At 72.1% G+C, this 15,878-nt stretch carries 15 protein-coding genes and 1 tRNA gene; 7 read left to right on the top strand and 9 right to left on the bottom strand.

The genetic code is table 11. The features are described 5' to 3' along the window. Nucleotides 1-101: 101 nt before the first annotated feature. The 6 genes from ACFC79_RS02165 to ACFC79_RS02140 form a co-directional block, all read right to left on the bottom strand. Complete coding sequence (locus ACFC79_RS02165; RefSeq protein ID WP_376233971.1) at nucleotides 102-1,436, bottom strand: HD-GYP domain-containing protein; 1,335 nt, start codon at nucleotides 1,434-1,436, stop codon at nucleotides 102-104. After that, nucleotides 1,433-2,818, bottom strand: coding sequence for an HD-GYP domain-containing protein (locus ACFC79_RS02160; RefSeq protein WP_376233968.1), 1,386 nt, complete (start codon nucleotides 2,816-2,818; stop codon nucleotides 1,433-1,435). The genes ACFC79_RS02165 and ACFC79_RS02160 overlap by 4 nt, the downstream gene beginning before the upstream one ends. A 288-nt stretch (nucleotides 2,819-3,106) precedes the next feature. Further along, nucleotides 3,107-3,427, bottom strand: coding sequence for a mycothiol system anti-sigma-R factor (gene rsrA, locus ACFC79_RS02155; RefSeq protein WP_376233966.1), 321 nt, complete (start codon nucleotides 3,425-3,427; stop codon nucleotides 3,107-3,109). After that, nucleotides 3,424-4,080, bottom strand: coding sequence for a sigma-70 family RNA polymerase sigma factor (locus ACFC79_RS02150; protein ID WP_376234883.1), 657 nt, complete (start codon nucleotides 4,078-4,080; stop codon nucleotides 3,424-3,426). Before ACFC79_RS02150 ends, rsrA begins: the two co-directional genes overlap by 4 nt. A 388-nt stretch (nucleotides 4,081-4,468) precedes the next feature. Then, entirely contained in the window at nucleotides 4,469-5,131 is a 663-nt protein-coding gene (locus ACFC79_RS02145) for an alpha/beta family hydrolase (RefSeq protein WP_376233963.1), read from the bottom strand. Nucleotides 5,132-5,156: 25 nt separating this feature from the next. Continuing rightward, nucleotides 5,157-5,972, bottom strand: a complete 816-nt coding sequence (locus tag ACFC79_RS02140) for an SOS response-associated peptidase (protein ID WP_376233961.1) — start codon at nucleotides 5,970-5,972, stop codon at nucleotides 5,157-5,159. Between the two features lie 78 nt (nucleotides 5,973-6,050). Between ACFC79_RS02140 and ACFC79_RS02135 the strand changes: the two genes are divergently transcribed. From ACFC79_RS02135 to ACFC79_RS02110, 6 genes are all read left to right on the top strand, one after another. Next, complete coding sequence (locus ACFC79_RS02135; RefSeq protein ID WP_376233958.1) at nucleotides 6,051-6,764, top strand: M50 family metallopeptidase; 714 nt, start codon at nucleotides 6,051-6,053, stop codon at nucleotides 6,762-6,764. 137 nt (nucleotides 6,765-6,901) lie between these two features. Continuing rightward, nucleotides 6,902-8,242 carry a 3-phosphoshikimate 1-carboxyvinyltransferase gene (gene aroA / locus ACFC79_RS02130; RefSeq protein ID WP_376233955.1) on the top strand — a complete coding sequence of 447 codons (1,341 nt, stop codon included), beginning with the start codon at nucleotides 6,902-6,904 and terminating at the stop codon, nucleotides 8,240-8,242. 3 nt (nucleotides 8,243-8,245) lie between these two features. After that, on the top strand, nucleotides 8,246-9,262 hold the full coding sequence (gene rsgA / locus ACFC79_RS02125) for a ribosome small subunit-dependent GTPase A (RefSeq protein WP_376233953.1): 1,017 nt from the start codon (nucleotides 8,246-8,248) through the stop codon (nucleotides 9,260-9,262). Nucleotides 9,263-9,378: 116 nt separating this feature from the next. Then, a complete protein-coding gene (locus ACFC79_RS02120; protein ID WP_376233950.1) occupies nucleotides 9,379-9,702 on the top strand; it encodes a DMT family transporter in 324 nt (107 codons plus the stop codon). Nucleotides 9,703-9,778: 76 nt separating this feature from the next. Continuing rightward, entirely contained in the window at nucleotides 9,779-10,579 is an 801-nt protein-coding gene (hisN, locus tag ACFC79_RS02115) for a histidinol-phosphatase (RefSeq protein WP_376233948.1), read from the top strand. Nucleotides 10,580-10,746: 167 nt separating this feature from the next. After that, nucleotides 10,747-11,151 (top strand): cyclic nucleotide-binding/CBS domain-containing protein, encoded by a 405-nt coding sequence (locus ACFC79_RS02110; protein WP_376233945.1) that lies wholly within the window; start codon nucleotides 10,747-10,749, stop codon nucleotides 11,149-11,151. An 81-nt stretch (nucleotides 11,152-11,232) separates the two neighbouring features. On the opposite strand, the gene ACFC79_RS02105 is transcribed toward ACFC79_RS02110, so the two are convergent. Beyond that, nucleotides 11,233-12,684, bottom strand: a complete 1,452-nt coding sequence (locus tag ACFC79_RS02105; protein WP_376233943.1) for a catalase — start codon at nucleotides 12,682-12,684, stop codon at nucleotides 11,233-11,235. Nucleotides 12,685-12,845: 161 nt separating this feature from the next. Between ACFC79_RS02105 and ACFC79_RS02100 the strand changes: the two genes are divergently transcribed. After that, nucleotides 12,846-13,265 (top strand): Fur family transcriptional regulator, encoded by a 420-nt coding sequence (locus tag ACFC79_RS02100; RefSeq protein WP_376233940.1) that lies wholly within the window; start codon nucleotides 12,846-12,848, stop codon nucleotides 13,263-13,265. A gap of 158 nt (nucleotides 13,266-13,423) precedes the next feature. On the opposite strand, the gene ACFC79_RS02095 is transcribed toward ACFC79_RS02100, so the two are convergent. After that, nucleotides 13,424-13,497 (bottom strand) — tRNA-Met (locus tag ACFC79_RS02095). A 124-nt stretch (nucleotides 13,498-13,621) separates the two neighbouring features. Then, nucleotides 13,622-15,832 (bottom strand): tetratricopeptide repeat protein, encoded by a 2,211-nt coding sequence (locus ACFC79_RS02090; RefSeq protein ID WP_376233938.1) that lies wholly within the window; start codon nucleotides 15,830-15,832, stop codon nucleotides 13,622-13,624. Between the last annotated feature and the right edge of the window lie 46 nt (nucleotides 15,833-15,878).

Genomic DNA, 15,878 nt, shown 5'->3' with positions numbered 1-15,878 from the left:
TCACCCGCGCTGCCTGCTGCCGGACGCTCTGGACACCCTCGATTTCCGCTCTTCTTCGCATCCAACCATGCCGGGCCGGACGCCCGCTCATTACCCATGGGTTACCCGTGCGGGACGGGCGCCGGACCGCCCCGGGCCAGAACCCGGGCCAGGGTGTCGACGACCTCGGGCTGGTAGTCCCGGCCGGTGCCGAACCTGAGGTGTTCCAGTGCGTCGAGCGGCCCGATGAGCCCTTCCCCGGACAGGTCGTCGTATGCGTTGACCGCCCTGACGATCCTGGCGGGCAGCGGCTGCTCGCGATACGGGTCGGCCTGCCGTTCCACCACGACCGCGACCTCGGCGTCCACCCCCGTCTGCCGGACGACCGCCCCGCCGAGCAGTGCGATGCGGCGCTGCTCGGCGGCGGGCAGGACGGCCGTCGCACCGTCCGGGACCGGATCGACGAGGGAGAGCTGACCGATGTCGTGCATGAGCGCCGCGTACTCCAGCACGGTCAGCCGTCTCCCGGCCAGGCCCAGTTCCCGGCCGACGGCCACGCAGAGCGCCGCGACCCTGCGGGCATGCCCCGGAGGGGTGTATCCGGCGATCTCCGTGGAGCGGGCGAGCGAGGCGATCGTCTGCCGGCAGGTACCGCGCACGGCGACGAACCTGCGGAACGAGACCTGGGTCAGCAGCAGCGGTACGCACAGCACGGGCAGCGCCCACAGCCCGGCCACCGCGACGCCGAGGGCCATCACGACCCCCGTCGCGCAGACCGCCGGACCGATGCCGACGAGGCCGGACAGCTCGTCGCGGAGCAGCGGCCCGTACGGCACGGGGCTGCCGACCGCGCCCCGGGGCCCGCGGCGGACGGACCGCGAGCGTGCCAGCAGGGCCGCGAGCACGGCGTCGCACCACGCGGTCACACCGAGGAGCAGCAGCGGGAGGAGCACGTGGTACGGGCCCCCGCCGAACCGGTCGCCGGTGCCGACGCCGCCGTACAGCGGCTGGAAGCACACGGCGGTGAAGGTGACGGTCAGGACGCGGCGGGCCGCCCGGTCGACTGTCGGCCCGCCCCCGCGCACCGCACGGGGCAGGCAGGCGGCGAGCTGCGCCACGACGAGCACGGCGATCACCTGGTGGACGCCGTGGGTGGCCGGTTCGCCGCCGACCCGGCCGAGGAGTGCGTACGCGAGCGCCCCGGCGGCCCCGAGGGGGGCGGGCTCGCGCTCGCCTGGCAGCGCACGCCATCGGGCCAGCTCGCCCACGACGATGAGCAGGCCGAAGGCGAGCGCGGTACCGGGTTCCCGAACGCCGTCGTGAAGGGTGCGGCCGAGCCCGGCGAGCGCGAGCACGGCGGCGACGCCCCGGACCGCGAGGACCGCGGGCGGCGACGTCCCGCGCCGGATCCGGGCACCGGCGACGGCGCGGGGGCGGCGGGCGCTGCCCGGGGTCATCGCGGTCGGTCCGCGGCCGGTCGCGGACCGGACACGGCATGCCGCCCGCCGGTCCGGGGCGGCGGGGCCGGTGCCGGTACCCCGTCCGCGGTGACCGCGGCGGACGACGGCCAGCCGTCCCGGTTCACGGCCCGCACCAGGGCCCGGACCATCCGCGGATCGAACTGCGTGCCCGCGCACCGCTCCAGCTCCGCCAGCGCCGCGGGCACCGGCCGGCCGCGGCGGTAGGACCGGGTCGAGGTCATCGCGTCGAAGGCGTCGGCCACCGCGACGACCCTGGCGAACTCGGGAATCTCCCGCCCGCTGAGCCCGCACGGATAGCCGCTGCCGTCGAGGCGTTCGTGGTGGTGCAGGATCGCGGAGCGCGCCTCGCCGAGGAAGCCGATGCCGCGCACGATCTCGTCCCCGTACCCCGGGTGCAGTTCGATCACCCGCCGTTCCTCCGGGGTGAGCGGTCCGTCCTTGCGGAGCACTCGGGTCGGGACGCAGAGCTTGCCGATGTCGTGCAGGATGCCGGCGAACCGGAGGACTTCCAGTCGGTTCCGCTCCATGCCCAGCTCGCGGGCGATGAGCACGGAGGCGTGCCCGACCCGTTCGCTGTGGCCGCGGGTGTACGCGTCCTTGATGTCGACGGCCTGCACGAGCGCCCTGATGGTGGCGCGGTGCGCGGCGTGCTCCCGCTCGGACTGGGCGAAGACCCAGCACGAGATGTAGATCGGCAGCAGCACGACGAGTGCGGAGAGCGGCCCGTACGGGCCGCGCCACAGCACGGCCGTCATCAGCCCGGCGAGCCCGTGCACCAGATGCGGGGCAAGCGCGCGCGACAGCAGTCCGTTCCAGGCACGACGGACGGGCAGCCGTTCGGCGACGACCAGGATCGAGCCGTCCAGGGCGGTCAGGACGAGGCTGAGGACCAGCGTGGCGGCACCGGCCGGCAGCAGGGCGTACGGGAGGTCGGGGAGCCGTCCGTCACCGGTGCCGCCCAGTGTGGCGGCGCCCCCGAGCAGGCCGTACGCGGCCGAGGCCGTCCAGACCGCGAGGGCGAGCCGGGCGGCCCGCCAGACGCGCCGGGTGGCGGCGGGCGGGCTCTCCACCCGGCCGGCCGACGCCCCGGAGACGGCGACCAGGGCGGCCGCGGCCGGCGGCAGCAGAAAGGCACCCGCCAGCAGCAGCGGAAAGAACGATCCGGGACCGATCGGCACGGAGCCGCCGAGGAACGGGCGGCGCCCGGGAAGTTCACAGACCAGACAGAGCCCGGCGAGCAGTCCGACGGTGCTCCACGGCGTCCCGGCGCCGGTGCGCAGCGCGGGCAGCACGCACAGCAGGGCGGCGGCCGCGACCGCCGAGGTGTACGCGCGCACCGCCCCGCCCGTGGCTCCCACCTGCTCCGCCCGCCCCCCACATGGTCGATGGAGGCGCCACGCTAGCGAGTTGTCCGTGTGGTGGAGCGGCAATGAAGCCGATTAACACATACGGGTGATGTGTACGGATCTCTGCGGATCGAGGGCGGCGTGGCCGGGCGCCGACGGCGCCATCGGGACGGCCCCGGACACCCGTCCGCGGCCGAGTCCTGAGGGCACGGCGACCCGCCGCGTCGCCGGGGACGTGTTGTCGGACCCGACGGCGGTCGTCATGCCCGGACGGCTGCCCTCAGGCCCGGACGGCGGTCGTCATTCCTGGACGGCGGTCGGCCGGTCCGGTTCGGGCGCCGTCAGATCCTGCTCCGGGACCACCTGCCCCGAGCGGATCAGATCGATCCGTCCCATCACCTTGGACCGCAGATCGCTCGGTACGTCGTCCTGGCCGCAGCAGCGCTTCACCAGCTTCTTCACGGCCTGCTCCAGGCCGTACTTCTCCAGGCACGGGGAGCACTCCTCGAAGTGCGTCTCGAACTTGGTGCAGTCGCTGTCGGGCATCTCGTGGTCGAGGAACTCGTAGAGGTGGTCGAGGACCTCCGAGCAGTCCGTCTCGTGCGGCTCTCCGCAGCTCATGAGCCCGAGCCTTTCCGATCGTCCGACTCTCCGGCACCGGCCGGGACGAGCCCGCGCTCGCGGGCGTAGTCCTCCAGCATGCCGCGCAGCTGGCGGCGGCCCCGGTGCAGTCGGGACATCACCGTACCGATGGGAGTCCCCATGATGTCCGCGATCTCCTTGTAGGCAAAGCCCTCCACATCGGCGAGATACACGGCGATGCGGAACTCTTCGGGTATCGCCTGCAGGGCGGCCTTCACGTCCGAGTCGGGAAGGTGGTCGAGTGCCTGGGACTCGGCCGAGCGCAGCCCCGTCGACATGTGCGACTCCGCGCGCGCCAGCTGCCAGTCCTCGATCTCCTCGGCGGCACTGCGCTGGGGTTCGCGCTGCTTCTTGCGGTACGAGTTGATGAACGTGTTGGTGAGGATGCGGTACATCCACGCCTTGAGGTTGGTGCCCTCACGGAACTGGTGGAAGGAGCCGTACGCCTTGGCATACGTCTCCTGGACCAGGTCCTCGGCGTCCGCGGGGTTGCGCGTCATGCGCAGTGCGGCCGAGTACATCTGGTCGAGGTAACCGAGGGCGTCCCGCTCGAAACGCGCGTTGCGCTCGGCAGCCGTCTCCTGCGCGCGGCCGTCGTCGGTCCCTGTGCCGGTACCGGTGACCGGACCCACCTCCTCCAACGCTGTGGCGGAGCCGAAACCGGACCCGCTCGAATCGGAGAATAGTCGACCTTGCCCGGGGACGGGCTGTCGTTCCGGGGCGCCCGGGGCGTGCCCGGGAGCGGTGCTTGCCGCATGCAGGACCGTCCACTCCAGGTCAGCGGCGTTCGAGCGACGCGGGCAGATGGTCGAACCCATGCGACGGACTCCCTCTCCACATACGACGTGATGTACCGATGTCACCGACAACAGCGGCCCCCGGCGCAACATTCCCTCGCGGCGTCCGCCACCGCAGGGCGAACGACGCGCAACGGGCCGGGCAGCTCACGGCACCGCAGGACGCCCGGCCCGCAGGACGAGCACCGCGGGACTCACGGCTCGCGGGCCGGGGCGGGCGAGCTCACAGCAGGGCGGGCAGCCAGGCGGTCACGGCGTCGGTCAGGATCCCCATCGCCCGTTCCTCCGTCGAACCGGACTTCTTCGGGACGGCGAAGCCGTGGTCCCCGTGCGGCACCTCGGTGAGCTCGTACTCCCCCGGCGGGAACTCGGCGGGCCGCCCGAACGGGTCGTTACCGCCCTGGACGACAAGCGTGGGCACGCCGGTCCCTAGGAGTTCCTCCGCACGGGACTTCTCCGGCCTGCCCGGGGGGTGCAGCGGGAAACCGAGCGCGAGAACGGCGCGGGCGCCGAGCTCCGCCGCCGTCCGGCAGGCCACCCGGGCCCCGGCGCTGCGCCCGCCCGCGACGACGGGCAGTCCGGGTGCGACGAGCGTGGGCCACACTCCCCGCCATCCGGTGTCCAGCGTCCTCGGGGCGGGTGCGACCTTCTTCCCGGCGACCCGCCAGGGTTGCTCCACCAGGGCGACGGTCACCCCGTGCGCGGGCAGTGCGGCGGCCAGGGCCCGCAGATCACGGCTGTCGATGCCGCCGCCCGCCCCGTGGCCGAGGGCGAGCACCAGTCGGGCCCCCTCCCTCGCGCGCTCCGCGGGCACCCAGGTGATCCGGGCGGGCCCGGCCCCGGTGTCCACCGTCTCGACCCTGCGGTCCGTCTTCGTGGCAGTCACGGTCCCCATACTGCCCGCTCCCGTGTCAGAAGAGCGTGCCGAGCTCCGGCGCGGCAAGTTCCGCCAGCAGTTCGGGGCCGTTGTTGCGGACGTTGCTGACGGCGGTGGCCACCGGGTAGGCGCGCATCAGCCCGCCCGGCGGCGGCGCGAGCAGCGCCCGCAGTTCCGCGACATCGGTGCACGACGGGTCGAGCCAGGCGTCCCACCGGTCCGGAGTGAGCATCAGCGGCATCCGGGGGTGAATGTCGGCGAGCGTGGCCGGGCCGTCGGCGGGGGCGACGGCGAGCGGGGTGGTCTCCGCCTCGGTGGTGATCACCGTGCAGGTCGCCCACCAGGCCATGGGGTGGTCGTCCGGCAGGGTCCGGTCGCGCCAGAACTCGTACAGTCCGGCCATTGCGAAGACCGACCCGTCGGCGGGCGTCACGAAGTAGGGCTGCTTGCGCGGGCGCTTCTTCCTCCCCTGCTCCTCCAACTGGCGCTCCTCCACGCCGGTGACCCACTCGTAGTAGCCGTCGGCGGGCAGGATGCAGCGCCGGGAGACGAACGGGCGGCGGAAGGACGGCTTCTCGTGGACGGTCTCCGCCCGCGCGTTGATCATGCGTGCGGCGCCCTCGGGGGACTTCGCCCAGGACGGCACGAGTCCCCATTTCAGGGCGCGCATCTGGCGAACCGGACGCCGGTCCGCTGCGTCCTTCAAAGGGCGCTCCACTATGGCGTGGACCTCCTTGGTCGGGGCCACGTTCCAGTCGGGCGCCAGCGTCTCCGCCGGTTCCCACTTCTCGACGTGGAAGAGCCCGGTCAGGTCCTCCGGCCGCCGACTCGCTGCAAACCGTCCGCACATGAGTGCCAGACTGCCACGACCGACCGGGCGACCGGACGCGTACACCGCAAGCCACTACCACGAGGAGCCGCCCGCACCATGGACAGCACCGATCTGGGAAACCTGTGGGACCGCGTCGTCGGCACCCAGCCGGCGCCGGAGCAATGGCTGGTGGTGGTGACCGGCACGCTCGCGATGATCGCCGTCGTGCCGAACCCGATATGGCGGCTGAGCCGCAACGCGATCACCATCGCGCACGAGGGCGGGCACGGGCTGGTGGCGCTGCTCACCGGTAGGCAGCTGTCGGGAATCCGGCTGCATTCGGACACCAGCGGGCTGACGGTCAGCCGCGGCAGGCCGACCGGCATCGGCATGATCCTCACCGCGGCGGCCGGCTACACCGCGCCGCCGTTGCTGGGACTCGGCGGGGCGTGGCTGCTGGTCGACGGCAGGATCACGCTGCTGCTGTGGCTGGCCACCGCGTTGCTGGCGGCGATGCTGGTGATGATCCGCAACGCGTACGGGGCACTGGCCGTGATCCTCACCGGGTCGGCGTTCCTGCTGGTCTCCTGGCTGGCCCCGCCCGCCGTGCAGTCGTTCTTCGCGTACGCGGTGGTCTGGTTCCTGCTGTTCGGCGGGGTGCGTCCGGCCTTCGAGCTCCAGTCGAAGCGACGGCACCGAGGCGCGCCCGATTCGGACGCGGACCAGTTGTCGCGGCTGACGAACGTACCGGCCGCGCTCTGGCTGTTCCTCTTCCACGCGGTGTCGCTCTGCTCACTGATCGGCGGCGGCCGCTGGCTGCTCGGCATGTGACGCCCCGGGGAGCAGGACCCGGCGGTGCGCGCGGAGGCACGAGGACGTCCCCGGTGTCTACCACAGTTTGATTACGTACGGGTTTCGGCCCATTTGATCGAGATTCTGGTTCCCGGTGAACCACTAAAGTGAGGTTCATGACCGAAACCCCCGTGCACCCCGCCCTCTGGCCCGCTCCGCACGCGAGCGGAGCCGTCGACGCCACCGTCACCGTGCCCGGTTCGAAATCGGTCACCAACCGCGCGCTCGTCCTGGCCTCCCTCGCCGCCGAGCCGGGCTGGCTGCGCCGTCCGCTGCGCTCCCGCGACACCCTGCTGATGGCCGAGGCGCTGCGCGCGATGGGCGTCGGCATCGAGGAGACGGTGTCGTCGAGTTCGGCCGCCGCCGGTACGCCGGACGTCTCCGGCGAGGCGTGGCGGGTCATCCCTGCCGGGCTGCACGGCCCGGCCACGATCGATGTCGGCAACGCCGGCACGGTCATGCGCTTCCTGCCCCCGGTCGCGGCCCTCGCCGACGGCCCGATCCGCTTCGACGGCGACCCGCGGTCGTACGAGCGCCCGCTGAACGGCGTGATCGACGCGCTGCGAGCGCTCGGCGCCCGGATCGACGACGACGGACGCGGCGCGCTGCCGATGACCGTGCACGGCGGGGGCGCGCTGGACGGCGGGGCGGTGGAGATCGACGCCTCCTCGTCCTCGCAGTTCGTCTCGGCGCTGCTGCTGTCGGCGCCGCGCTTCAACCAGGGGGTGGAGGTCCGCCACACCGGCGCCCGGCTCCCCTCCATGCCGCACATCCGGATGACCGTCGACATGCTGCGGGCCGTCGGCGCCCAGGTCGACGAGCCGGAGACGGGCGGCGAGCCGAACCTCTGGCGGGTCACCCACTCCGCGCTGCTCGGCCGCGACCTGACCATCGAGCCCGACCTCTCCAACGCCCAGCCGTTCCTGGCCGCCGCGCTGGTCACCGGCGGCCGGGTCACCATCCCCGACTGGCCCGAGCACACCACCCAGCCGGGCGACGCGCTGCGCGAGATCTTCACCGCGATGGGAGGCAGCTGCGAGCTGACCGAGCACGGCCTCACGTTCACCGGCTCGGGCCGGGTCCGCGGCATCGACGTCGACCTCGGCGAGGTCGGGGAGCTCACCCCGGGCATCGCGGCGGTCGCGGCCCTGGCCGACGGCCCGTCCACGCTGAGCGGGGTCGCCCATCTGCGGCTGCACGAGACGGACCGGCTGGCCGCGCTCACCAAGGAGATCAACGAACTCGGCGGCGACGTCACCGAGACCGCCGACGGTCTCCACATCCGGCCGCGCCCGCTGCGCGGTGGTGTCTTCCACACCTACGACGACCACCGGATGGCGACGGCGGGGGCGGTCATCGGACTCGCCGTCCCCGGAGTGGAGATCGAGAACGTGGCGACGACCGCCAAGACCCTGCCGGACTTCCCGCAGATGTGGACCGGAATGCTCGGGGCCTGAGAGATGCGCCGCTACGGCAAGAACCCCGACGAGGACGACGTCCGGATCCGCCCCAACCGCAAGGGCAACCGGCCCCGCACCCACATCCGTCCCAAGCACGAGGACGCCGAGGACGGCATGGTCCTCACCGTGGACCGGGGCCGTCTCACCTGTCTCGTCGACGGCCGCACGGTCGTGGCGATGAAGGCCCGTGAGCTGGGCCGGAAGGCCGCCGTGGTGGGTGACACCGTCTCCCTGGTCGGCGATCTGTCCGGCGACAAGGACACCCTCGCCCGCATCGTGCGCATCGGTGAGCGCCGCTCCGTGCTGCGCCGGACCGCGGACGACGACGATCCGTACGAGCGGGTGGTCGTCGCCAACGCCGACCAGTTGGCGATCGTCACCGCGCTGGCCGATCCGGAACCCCGCCCTCGGATGATCGACCGCTGTCTGGTCGCCGCGTACGACGGCGGGCTGTCCCCGCTCCTGGTCCTCACCAAGTCGGACCTGGCCTCCCCGGACAAGCTGCTGGAGGCGTACACGCCGCTGGGCGTCCCGTTCGTGGTCACCAGTCGCGAGGAACTGGAGAACGGCGACGCCGCCGAGCGGGTCCGCGAGCAGCTGAACGACCGGGTCACCGCCTTCGTCGGGCATTCCGGCGTCGGAAAGACGACGCTGGTCAACGCGCTCGTGCCGAAGGACCGGCGGCGCACGACGGGCGTCGTCAACGCGGTCACCGGCCGCGGCCGGCACACCACCACGTCGGCACTGGCACTGCCGCTGCCCGACTACCGGGGCTGGGTGATCGACACTCCGGGCGTGCGTTCCTTCGGGCTCAACCACATCGACCCGTCCCGAGTGATCCACGCGTTCCCGGACCTGGAGCCCGCCGCCGAGGACTGCCCGCGCGGCTGCACCCACGAGAACGGCGTGCCGGAGTGCGCACTGGACGCCTGGGTGGCGGAGGGACACGCGGACCCGGCGCGGCTGGACTCGCTGCGGCGGCTGCTGTCCACCCGGGAACGGCGCGAGGGCGACTGATCCGGTCCCGTGCGCGGGAAACCCGATCGGGGCAGGTCCACGAGCGGTCGGGGCCGGTAGGTGCATAATCACACTCACCGTGGCAAGACGGTCACCGACGTGGGAGGGCACTGACGATGGCGTGGCTGCTGGTCGTGGTCGCAGGGCTTCTGGAAACCGGCTTCGCCGTCTGCCTGAAGCTGTCGCACGGATTCACCCGGCTCTGGCCGACCATCGCGTTCTGCGTCTTCGCGCTCGGCAGCTTCGGCCTGCTGACGCTGTCGCTGAAGAAGCTCGACGTGGGTCCCGCGTACGCCGTGTGGACCGGCATCGGCGCCGCGGGCACCGCGATCTACGGCATGGTTTTCCTCAACGACGTGGTTTCCACGCTCAAGCTGGTCTCGATCTCCCTCGTGATCATCGGCGTGATCGGGCTCCAGCTCTCCGGCTCGTCCCACTGACCGGGCCTCCGCGCCCGCGCCGGGACGGCCGGGCGGGCGTGTGGATCTGTTCACCCGCGGTCGATACGGTGACGACATGCCCGATTACCACGATGATCTGCGCCTCGCCCATGTGCTGGCGGACGCCGCCGACGCGGCGACGATGGACCGGTTCAAGGCCCTGGACCTCAAGGTCGAGACCAAGCCGGACATGACGCCGGTGAGCGAGGCCGACAAGGCCGCCGAGGAGCTGATCCGCGGTCACCTCCATCGGGCCCGCCCGCGCGACGCGATCCTGGGCGAGGAGTACGGCCTGGAGGGGACCGGCCCCCGGCGCTGGGTCGTCGACCCGATCGACGGCACCAAGAACTACGTCCGCGGTGTGCCGGTCTGGGCGACGCTGATCTCGCTGATGGAGGACGGGGACGACGGCTTCCAGCCGGTGGTCGGCGTGGTCTCGGCGCCGGCGCTGAACCGGCGCTGGTGGGCGGCGAAGGGTTCCGGGGCGTTCACCGGCCGTTCCCTGGCCTCCGCGACCCGCATCCAGGTGTCGAAGGTCGAACGGATCGCGGACTCCTCGTTCGCCTACGCCTCGCTGGGCGGCTGGGAGGAGCAGGGCCGGCTCGACGGGTTCCTGGACCTGACCAGGGCCTGCTGGCGCACCCGGGGCTACGGGGACTTCTGGCCGTACATGATGGTCGCCGAGGGCTCGGTGGACATCTGCGCGGAACCGGAACTCTCGCTCTGGGACATGGCCGCGAACGCGATCGTCGTCCAGGAGGCGGGCGGCAGGTTCACCAGCCTGGACGGCGTTCCCGGTCCCGGCGGCGGCAACGCGGCGGCCTCGAACGGACTGCTCCACAGCGATTTGCTCAGCTACCTCAACCCGCGCCCCTGACCCCTGCCGCGCCCCCCGAGGGGCGTCACGCACCACCGTGCGCCCCTCGGACGGCCCCATTCCCCCCTTGCTGCCGTCCCACGTGAATGCAACGCTGAGAGCCCGCCCGTCTTGTGAACTTGTGAATCAAGTCACGCAATCGCTTCGCGAAGGAGGTGGCTCCCTTCATGCTCGTCCGTGACGCCATGAGCACACTGGTCCTCACCATCGGGCCCGCCCATACGCTCCGCGATGCCGCCCGGCTCATGTCGGTCCGGCACGTCGGAGCCGCAGTCGTCCTCGACCAGGACACCAGCGGGCTCGGCATCATCACCGAGCGCGACATCCTCAACGCGGTCGGCTCGGGCCGAAATCCCGATGTCGAGACCGCCTCCGCACACACCACCACCGACGTGGTCTTCGCCGCGCCCACCTGGACCCTGGAAGAGGCAGCGGAGGCCATGACCCACGGCGGGTTCCGTCATCTGATCGTGCTGGACGATCACGGGCCCGTCGGCATCGTCTCCGTCCGCGACATCCTGCGCTGCTGGGCGCCCCACAGGCGCCGCCGCCACGTGGCACTGGTCGGCTGAGCCCCCGCGACGACCGGCGGGCCGGTTCCCCGTCCGACATCGGAAGGGGAACCGGCCCGCTGTCGACGACAGGCGTCCGCGTCAGCCGCGCAGTGCCTGGACCGCGGCCTCCAGACGCTTGCCGAAGTCGCCGTCCGCCCGGCGGAAGTTGTTGATCGCGCGCTCGGCGATGTCGTCGCGCGACACCTTGGCGATGAACCCCGCGAGGTTGTCGACCAACCGGGCCTTCTCGTCCTCGGAGAACAGCCGGTAGAGGTTCCCCGCCTGCACGAACTCGTTGTCCTCGGCGTGGACGGCCGCCGCGTGCGTGCCGATCTCACCGGTGACCGGGGTGGCCTCCCACAACGGCCGGTCCGTCTGGACCGGTCCGCCGAAGCTGTTCGGCTCGTAGTTCTTCGCGCCCTTGTGGCGGCCGTCGTACAGGTAGCCGTCGCGGCTGTTGGTACGGGCCTCGGTGGCGTGCGGGCGGTTCACCGGCAGGTGGTCGGCGTTGATGCCGACGCGGTAGCGGTGGGCGTCGCCGTAGGCGAAGAGCCGGCCCTGGAGCATCTTGTCCGGGGACGGACCGATGCCCGGCACGAAGTGCGCGGGGCTGAAGATCGACTGCTCGACCTCCGCGAAGATGTTCTCCGGGTTGCGGTTGAGCTCCAGCTTCCCGATCTCGATCGGCGGGTAGTCCTCGTGCGGCCACACCTTGGTGAGGTCGAACGGGTTGAAGCGGTACCCGGCCGCCTCGGCCGCCGGCATGATCTGGATCTGCACCGTCCAGGACGGGAAGTCCCCGCGCTCGATCGCCTCGCGCAGGTCGCGCTGGTGGCTGTCGGGGTCCTCACCGGCGAGCGTGTTGGCCTCGGCCTGGGTGAGGTTCTTGATGCCCTGGTCGGTCTTGAAGTGGTACTTGACCCAGAAGACCTCGCCCGCCTCGTTGCTCCACTGGTACGTGTGCGAGCCGTAGCCGTTCATGTGACGGTACGAGGCCGGGATGCCGCGGTCGCCGAAGAGCCAGGTCACCTGGTGGGTCGACTCGGGTGACAGACCCCAGAAGTCCCAGACGTTGTCCGCCTCCTGCGAGCCGGTGTACGGGTCGCGCTTCTGGGTGTGGATGAAGTCGGGGAACTTGATGGCATCCTTGATGAAGAACACCGGGGTGTTGTTGCCGACGAGGTCGTAGTTGCCCTCCTCGGTGTAGAACTTCAGCGCGAAGCCCCGGGGGTCACGCACCGCGTCGGCAGCGCCGAGGTTGCCCGCCACGGTCGAGAAGCGGAGGAAGGTCTCCGTCTGCTTGCCGACCTCGGAGAGGAACTTCGCCCGCGTCCACTGCGAGACGTCGCGGGTGAGCGTGAACGTGCCGTACGCACCGGCGCCGCGGGCGTGCACGATGCGCTCCGGAATCCGCTCACGGTTGAAGTGCGCGAGCTTCTCCAGCAACGACTGATCCTGCACCAGCACCGGACCGCCGACCCCTGCGGTCTGGCTGTTCTGGTTGTCGGCGACCGGCGCCCCGGCCTCCGTGGTGAGCGGTCCCTGCGTCACGTGCGCCTCCTGCGTCGTTCCTGCACATTCGTCATGTCCTGCACAGCCTGTCCCTTGGCGTATGCCGTTGCCGATCCTACAATGGACTTAGTCCAAGTCAAGGGAACATCCAAAGTCACACCCGTTCGGGACTCGGTCCCCTCACTGTTAGGCTTGTACGCATGAGCGACCTGTTGGAACGACTGCGCGGACGCGGCTGGCGCATGACCGCCCAGCGGCGTGTCGTGGCCGAGGTCCTCGACGGGGACCACGTGCACCTGACGGCCGACGAGGTCCACGCACGGGCCGTGGCGAGGCTGCCGGAGATCTCCCGCGCCACCGTCTACAACACCCTGGGCGAGATGGTGACGCTCGGCGAGGTCATCGAGGTGTCCACCGACCGCCGCGCCAAGCGCTACGACCCGAACGCGCACCGCCCCCACCACCACCTGGTCTGCGCGCGCTGCGGCACCATCCGCGACGTGCACCCGGCCGGCAACCCGCTGGCGGACCTGCCGCAGGACGAGCGGTTCGGCTTCACGGTCTCCGACGTCGAGGTGACCTACCGCGGCGTCTGCCCGAGCTGCGCCGCCGCGGCCTGAGCCCCCGAGCGCCCCTGACGCACGCGTGGCACGGCGCGCCGGGGGCTCTGCGCATGCACGGGGCACACACGCCCCGGCCCCACCGCGAACCATGAACCGAGAACCGAAAAAACACCGAAGGCCGGATCCTCGAAAAGGATCCGGCCTTCGATTTTCAGTAGCGGGGACAGGATTTGAACCTGCGACCTCTGGGTTATGAGCCCAGCGAGCTACCGAGCTGCTCCACCCCGCGTCGTTGTGTGCACAACCTTACGTCACCGCTTCGGACCTGTGCAAATCGGTTCCGGGGTGCCCGTGCGGGCACCCCGGACGTCAGCCCTCGGGTCCGCCCGGATACGTGACCCGGGCGGACCGTCTCACGCGGTGAGTTCCTGGTGCAGCGCGTCGCGCAGCCGGGCGGCCCGCTCGGCCACCTCCGCCGGCCCCAGCTCGACCGCCCTCGCACACCAGCGCTGCCCCTCCGTGAGTTCGCCCCGGCGGGCGGCCAGCAGGGCGAGCCGTAGGGCCGCCCGCCCGTGACCGTCGTTCGCGGCCCGGGTCCACCACAGGGCGGCCTCGCGCTCGCTTCCCTCCCGCGCGAGCAGCAGTCCGAGGTTGAAGGCCCCGTTGCGGCTGCCCGACTCGGCGGCCTCCCGGTACCAGTGGGCCGCGCTCCGCACGTCGCCCCGCGCCGCCGCCAGCATCCCGACCCGCACCTGGGCGCGGCGGTGCCCCTGCTCGGCGGCCCGCTCGTACCACTCCTCGCACTCGGTCTTCGCCGGCGTCGGCTCACCGAGCGCGGGGGCACCGGGCGGCGGCTGCCGCGAGTCCAGCACCCCGGCCAGTCGGAAGGCAGCCTCCGCGCTGCCGCCGCCCGCCGCGCAGCGCAGATGCCGTTCGGCCTCCTGGTCCTCGCCCTGGTGCAGCAGGGCCATACCGACCTGGAGCGCGGCCTCGGTGTGGCCCGCCGCCGCGGCGCGCTCGTACCAGACCAGCGCCATGCGGTCCTCGTCGCGCCCGGCGTACAGGATGCCGAGGTTGAAGGCCGCGTCGACGCTGCCGGCCTCGGCCGCCTTGGAGAACCAGGGTTCGGCGCCGCTCGCGTCGCCCGCCTGGAGCAGGAGTACGGCCAGCGCGTTGGCGGCCTCGCGGTGTCCCGCGTACGCGGCCCGGCGGTACCACTGCTCGGCCTGCGGGGTGCGGTCCTGGGCCGTGCAGAGCAGCGCCAGGTTGTAGGCGCCGTTGACATCGCCCGCGTCCATGGCGGCCCGGTACCAGCGTTCGGCGGTCTGCTGCTCGCCGCGGGCGGCATGCAGGGCGCCCAGGGCGTTGGCGGCGTTCCCGTCGCCGTCCTGGGCCGCGCGCAGCCACCACACGGCGGCGCTCTCCTCGTCGCCCGCGTCACGCAGCAGGAACCCGAGGGCGCAGGCGGCCCGCGGCTCGCCGGCCTTGGCCGAGATGAGGTACCAGCGGCCCGCCTCCTTGGGCTCACCGCGCTGTTCGAGGATGGCGCCGAGGCGCAGGGCGGCGCGCTGGTGGCCGCGTGCGGCGGCCTGCCGGTACCACTGCTCCGCCTCACCCACGCGCCCGGTCGTGGGACCCGCCACCGGGCCGTCGTCGCTGAGCACCGCGAAGCTGCCCGTGGCGGTGGGACGGCCGATGCCGTGGCGCGGCCCCTGGCGGCCGAACGCGTCCTGCGGGTCGGCGGCATCGCGGTCCAGCATCCGCGCGAGACGGTATGCGGCCTCGCGGTGTCCCTGCTCGGCGGCGGCGCGCAGCCAGCGCTCGGCTCCGACGTCGCTGCGGTGCTCCAGCAGATCGGCGAGGGCGTACGCGCCCAGCGCGTGCCCCTGCTCGGCGGACTGGCGCAGCCAGTACTCGGCGCCCGGTTCGTCCCCGCGCTCGCGGTAGTGGCGGCCGAGGGCGTGCGCCGCGGCGGCGGACCCGGCGACGGCCGCGATGCGCCACCAGCCCGCGGCGTCGTCGGTGTACCCGCGCTGATGGAGGAGGACCCCCAGGTTGTTCGCGGCGGCGCGGTCGCCGTCGGCGGTCGCCGCACGCAGGTAGGACTCGGCCTCGTCCAGATCCCCGCGGCGCAGCAGCAGTGCCCCGAGGATGCTCATCGAGGTGGTGTCGCCCGCGTCGGCGGCCCGACGGTGGCGTGCCTCGTTCTCGTCGCTCTCCGGGGTCTCCGAGGGGTCCTGCTCCGCCTGGGCCCCTCGGCGCCCCGGAGCCCCAAGGCCCTCTGCGGCGTTCGCGTTCTCCGACCGCGCCTCGTCCTCGGCGTTCGCTGTACCTGTGCTCTCGACGGTCGCGGCACACCCCGCAGTCTCGGCAGTCCCAGGCGCCCTAGTGGCCCCAGTCGTTCCGCTGGCCTCAGTCGCCCCGGTGGTCCCGGTCGTTCTACTGGTCTCAGTCGTCCCGGTGGTCTCAGTGTTCTCAGTGATCGCGCTGTTCTCAGCGTTCTCGGCGTTCCCCGTGGCGGCAACACCAAAAGCCGCATTCACCACGCTATCCGGCCGATGAACACGGCGCTGAACAAACCGCCCTGTCTCCAACAGAGTTGCCCTGTCCCCCATAAATATCATCGTCGCACCACCCGCAACCCGTGCACAGCCGGTATATCGCAGCCAG

It is taken from the genome of Streptomyces sp. NPDC056061 (genome assembly GCF_042266885.1).
Lineage (GTDB): Bacteria > Actinomycetota > Actinomycetes > Streptomycetales > Streptomycetaceae > Streptomyces.
This window is presented reverse-complemented; position numbering and strand designations above follow the sequence as displayed.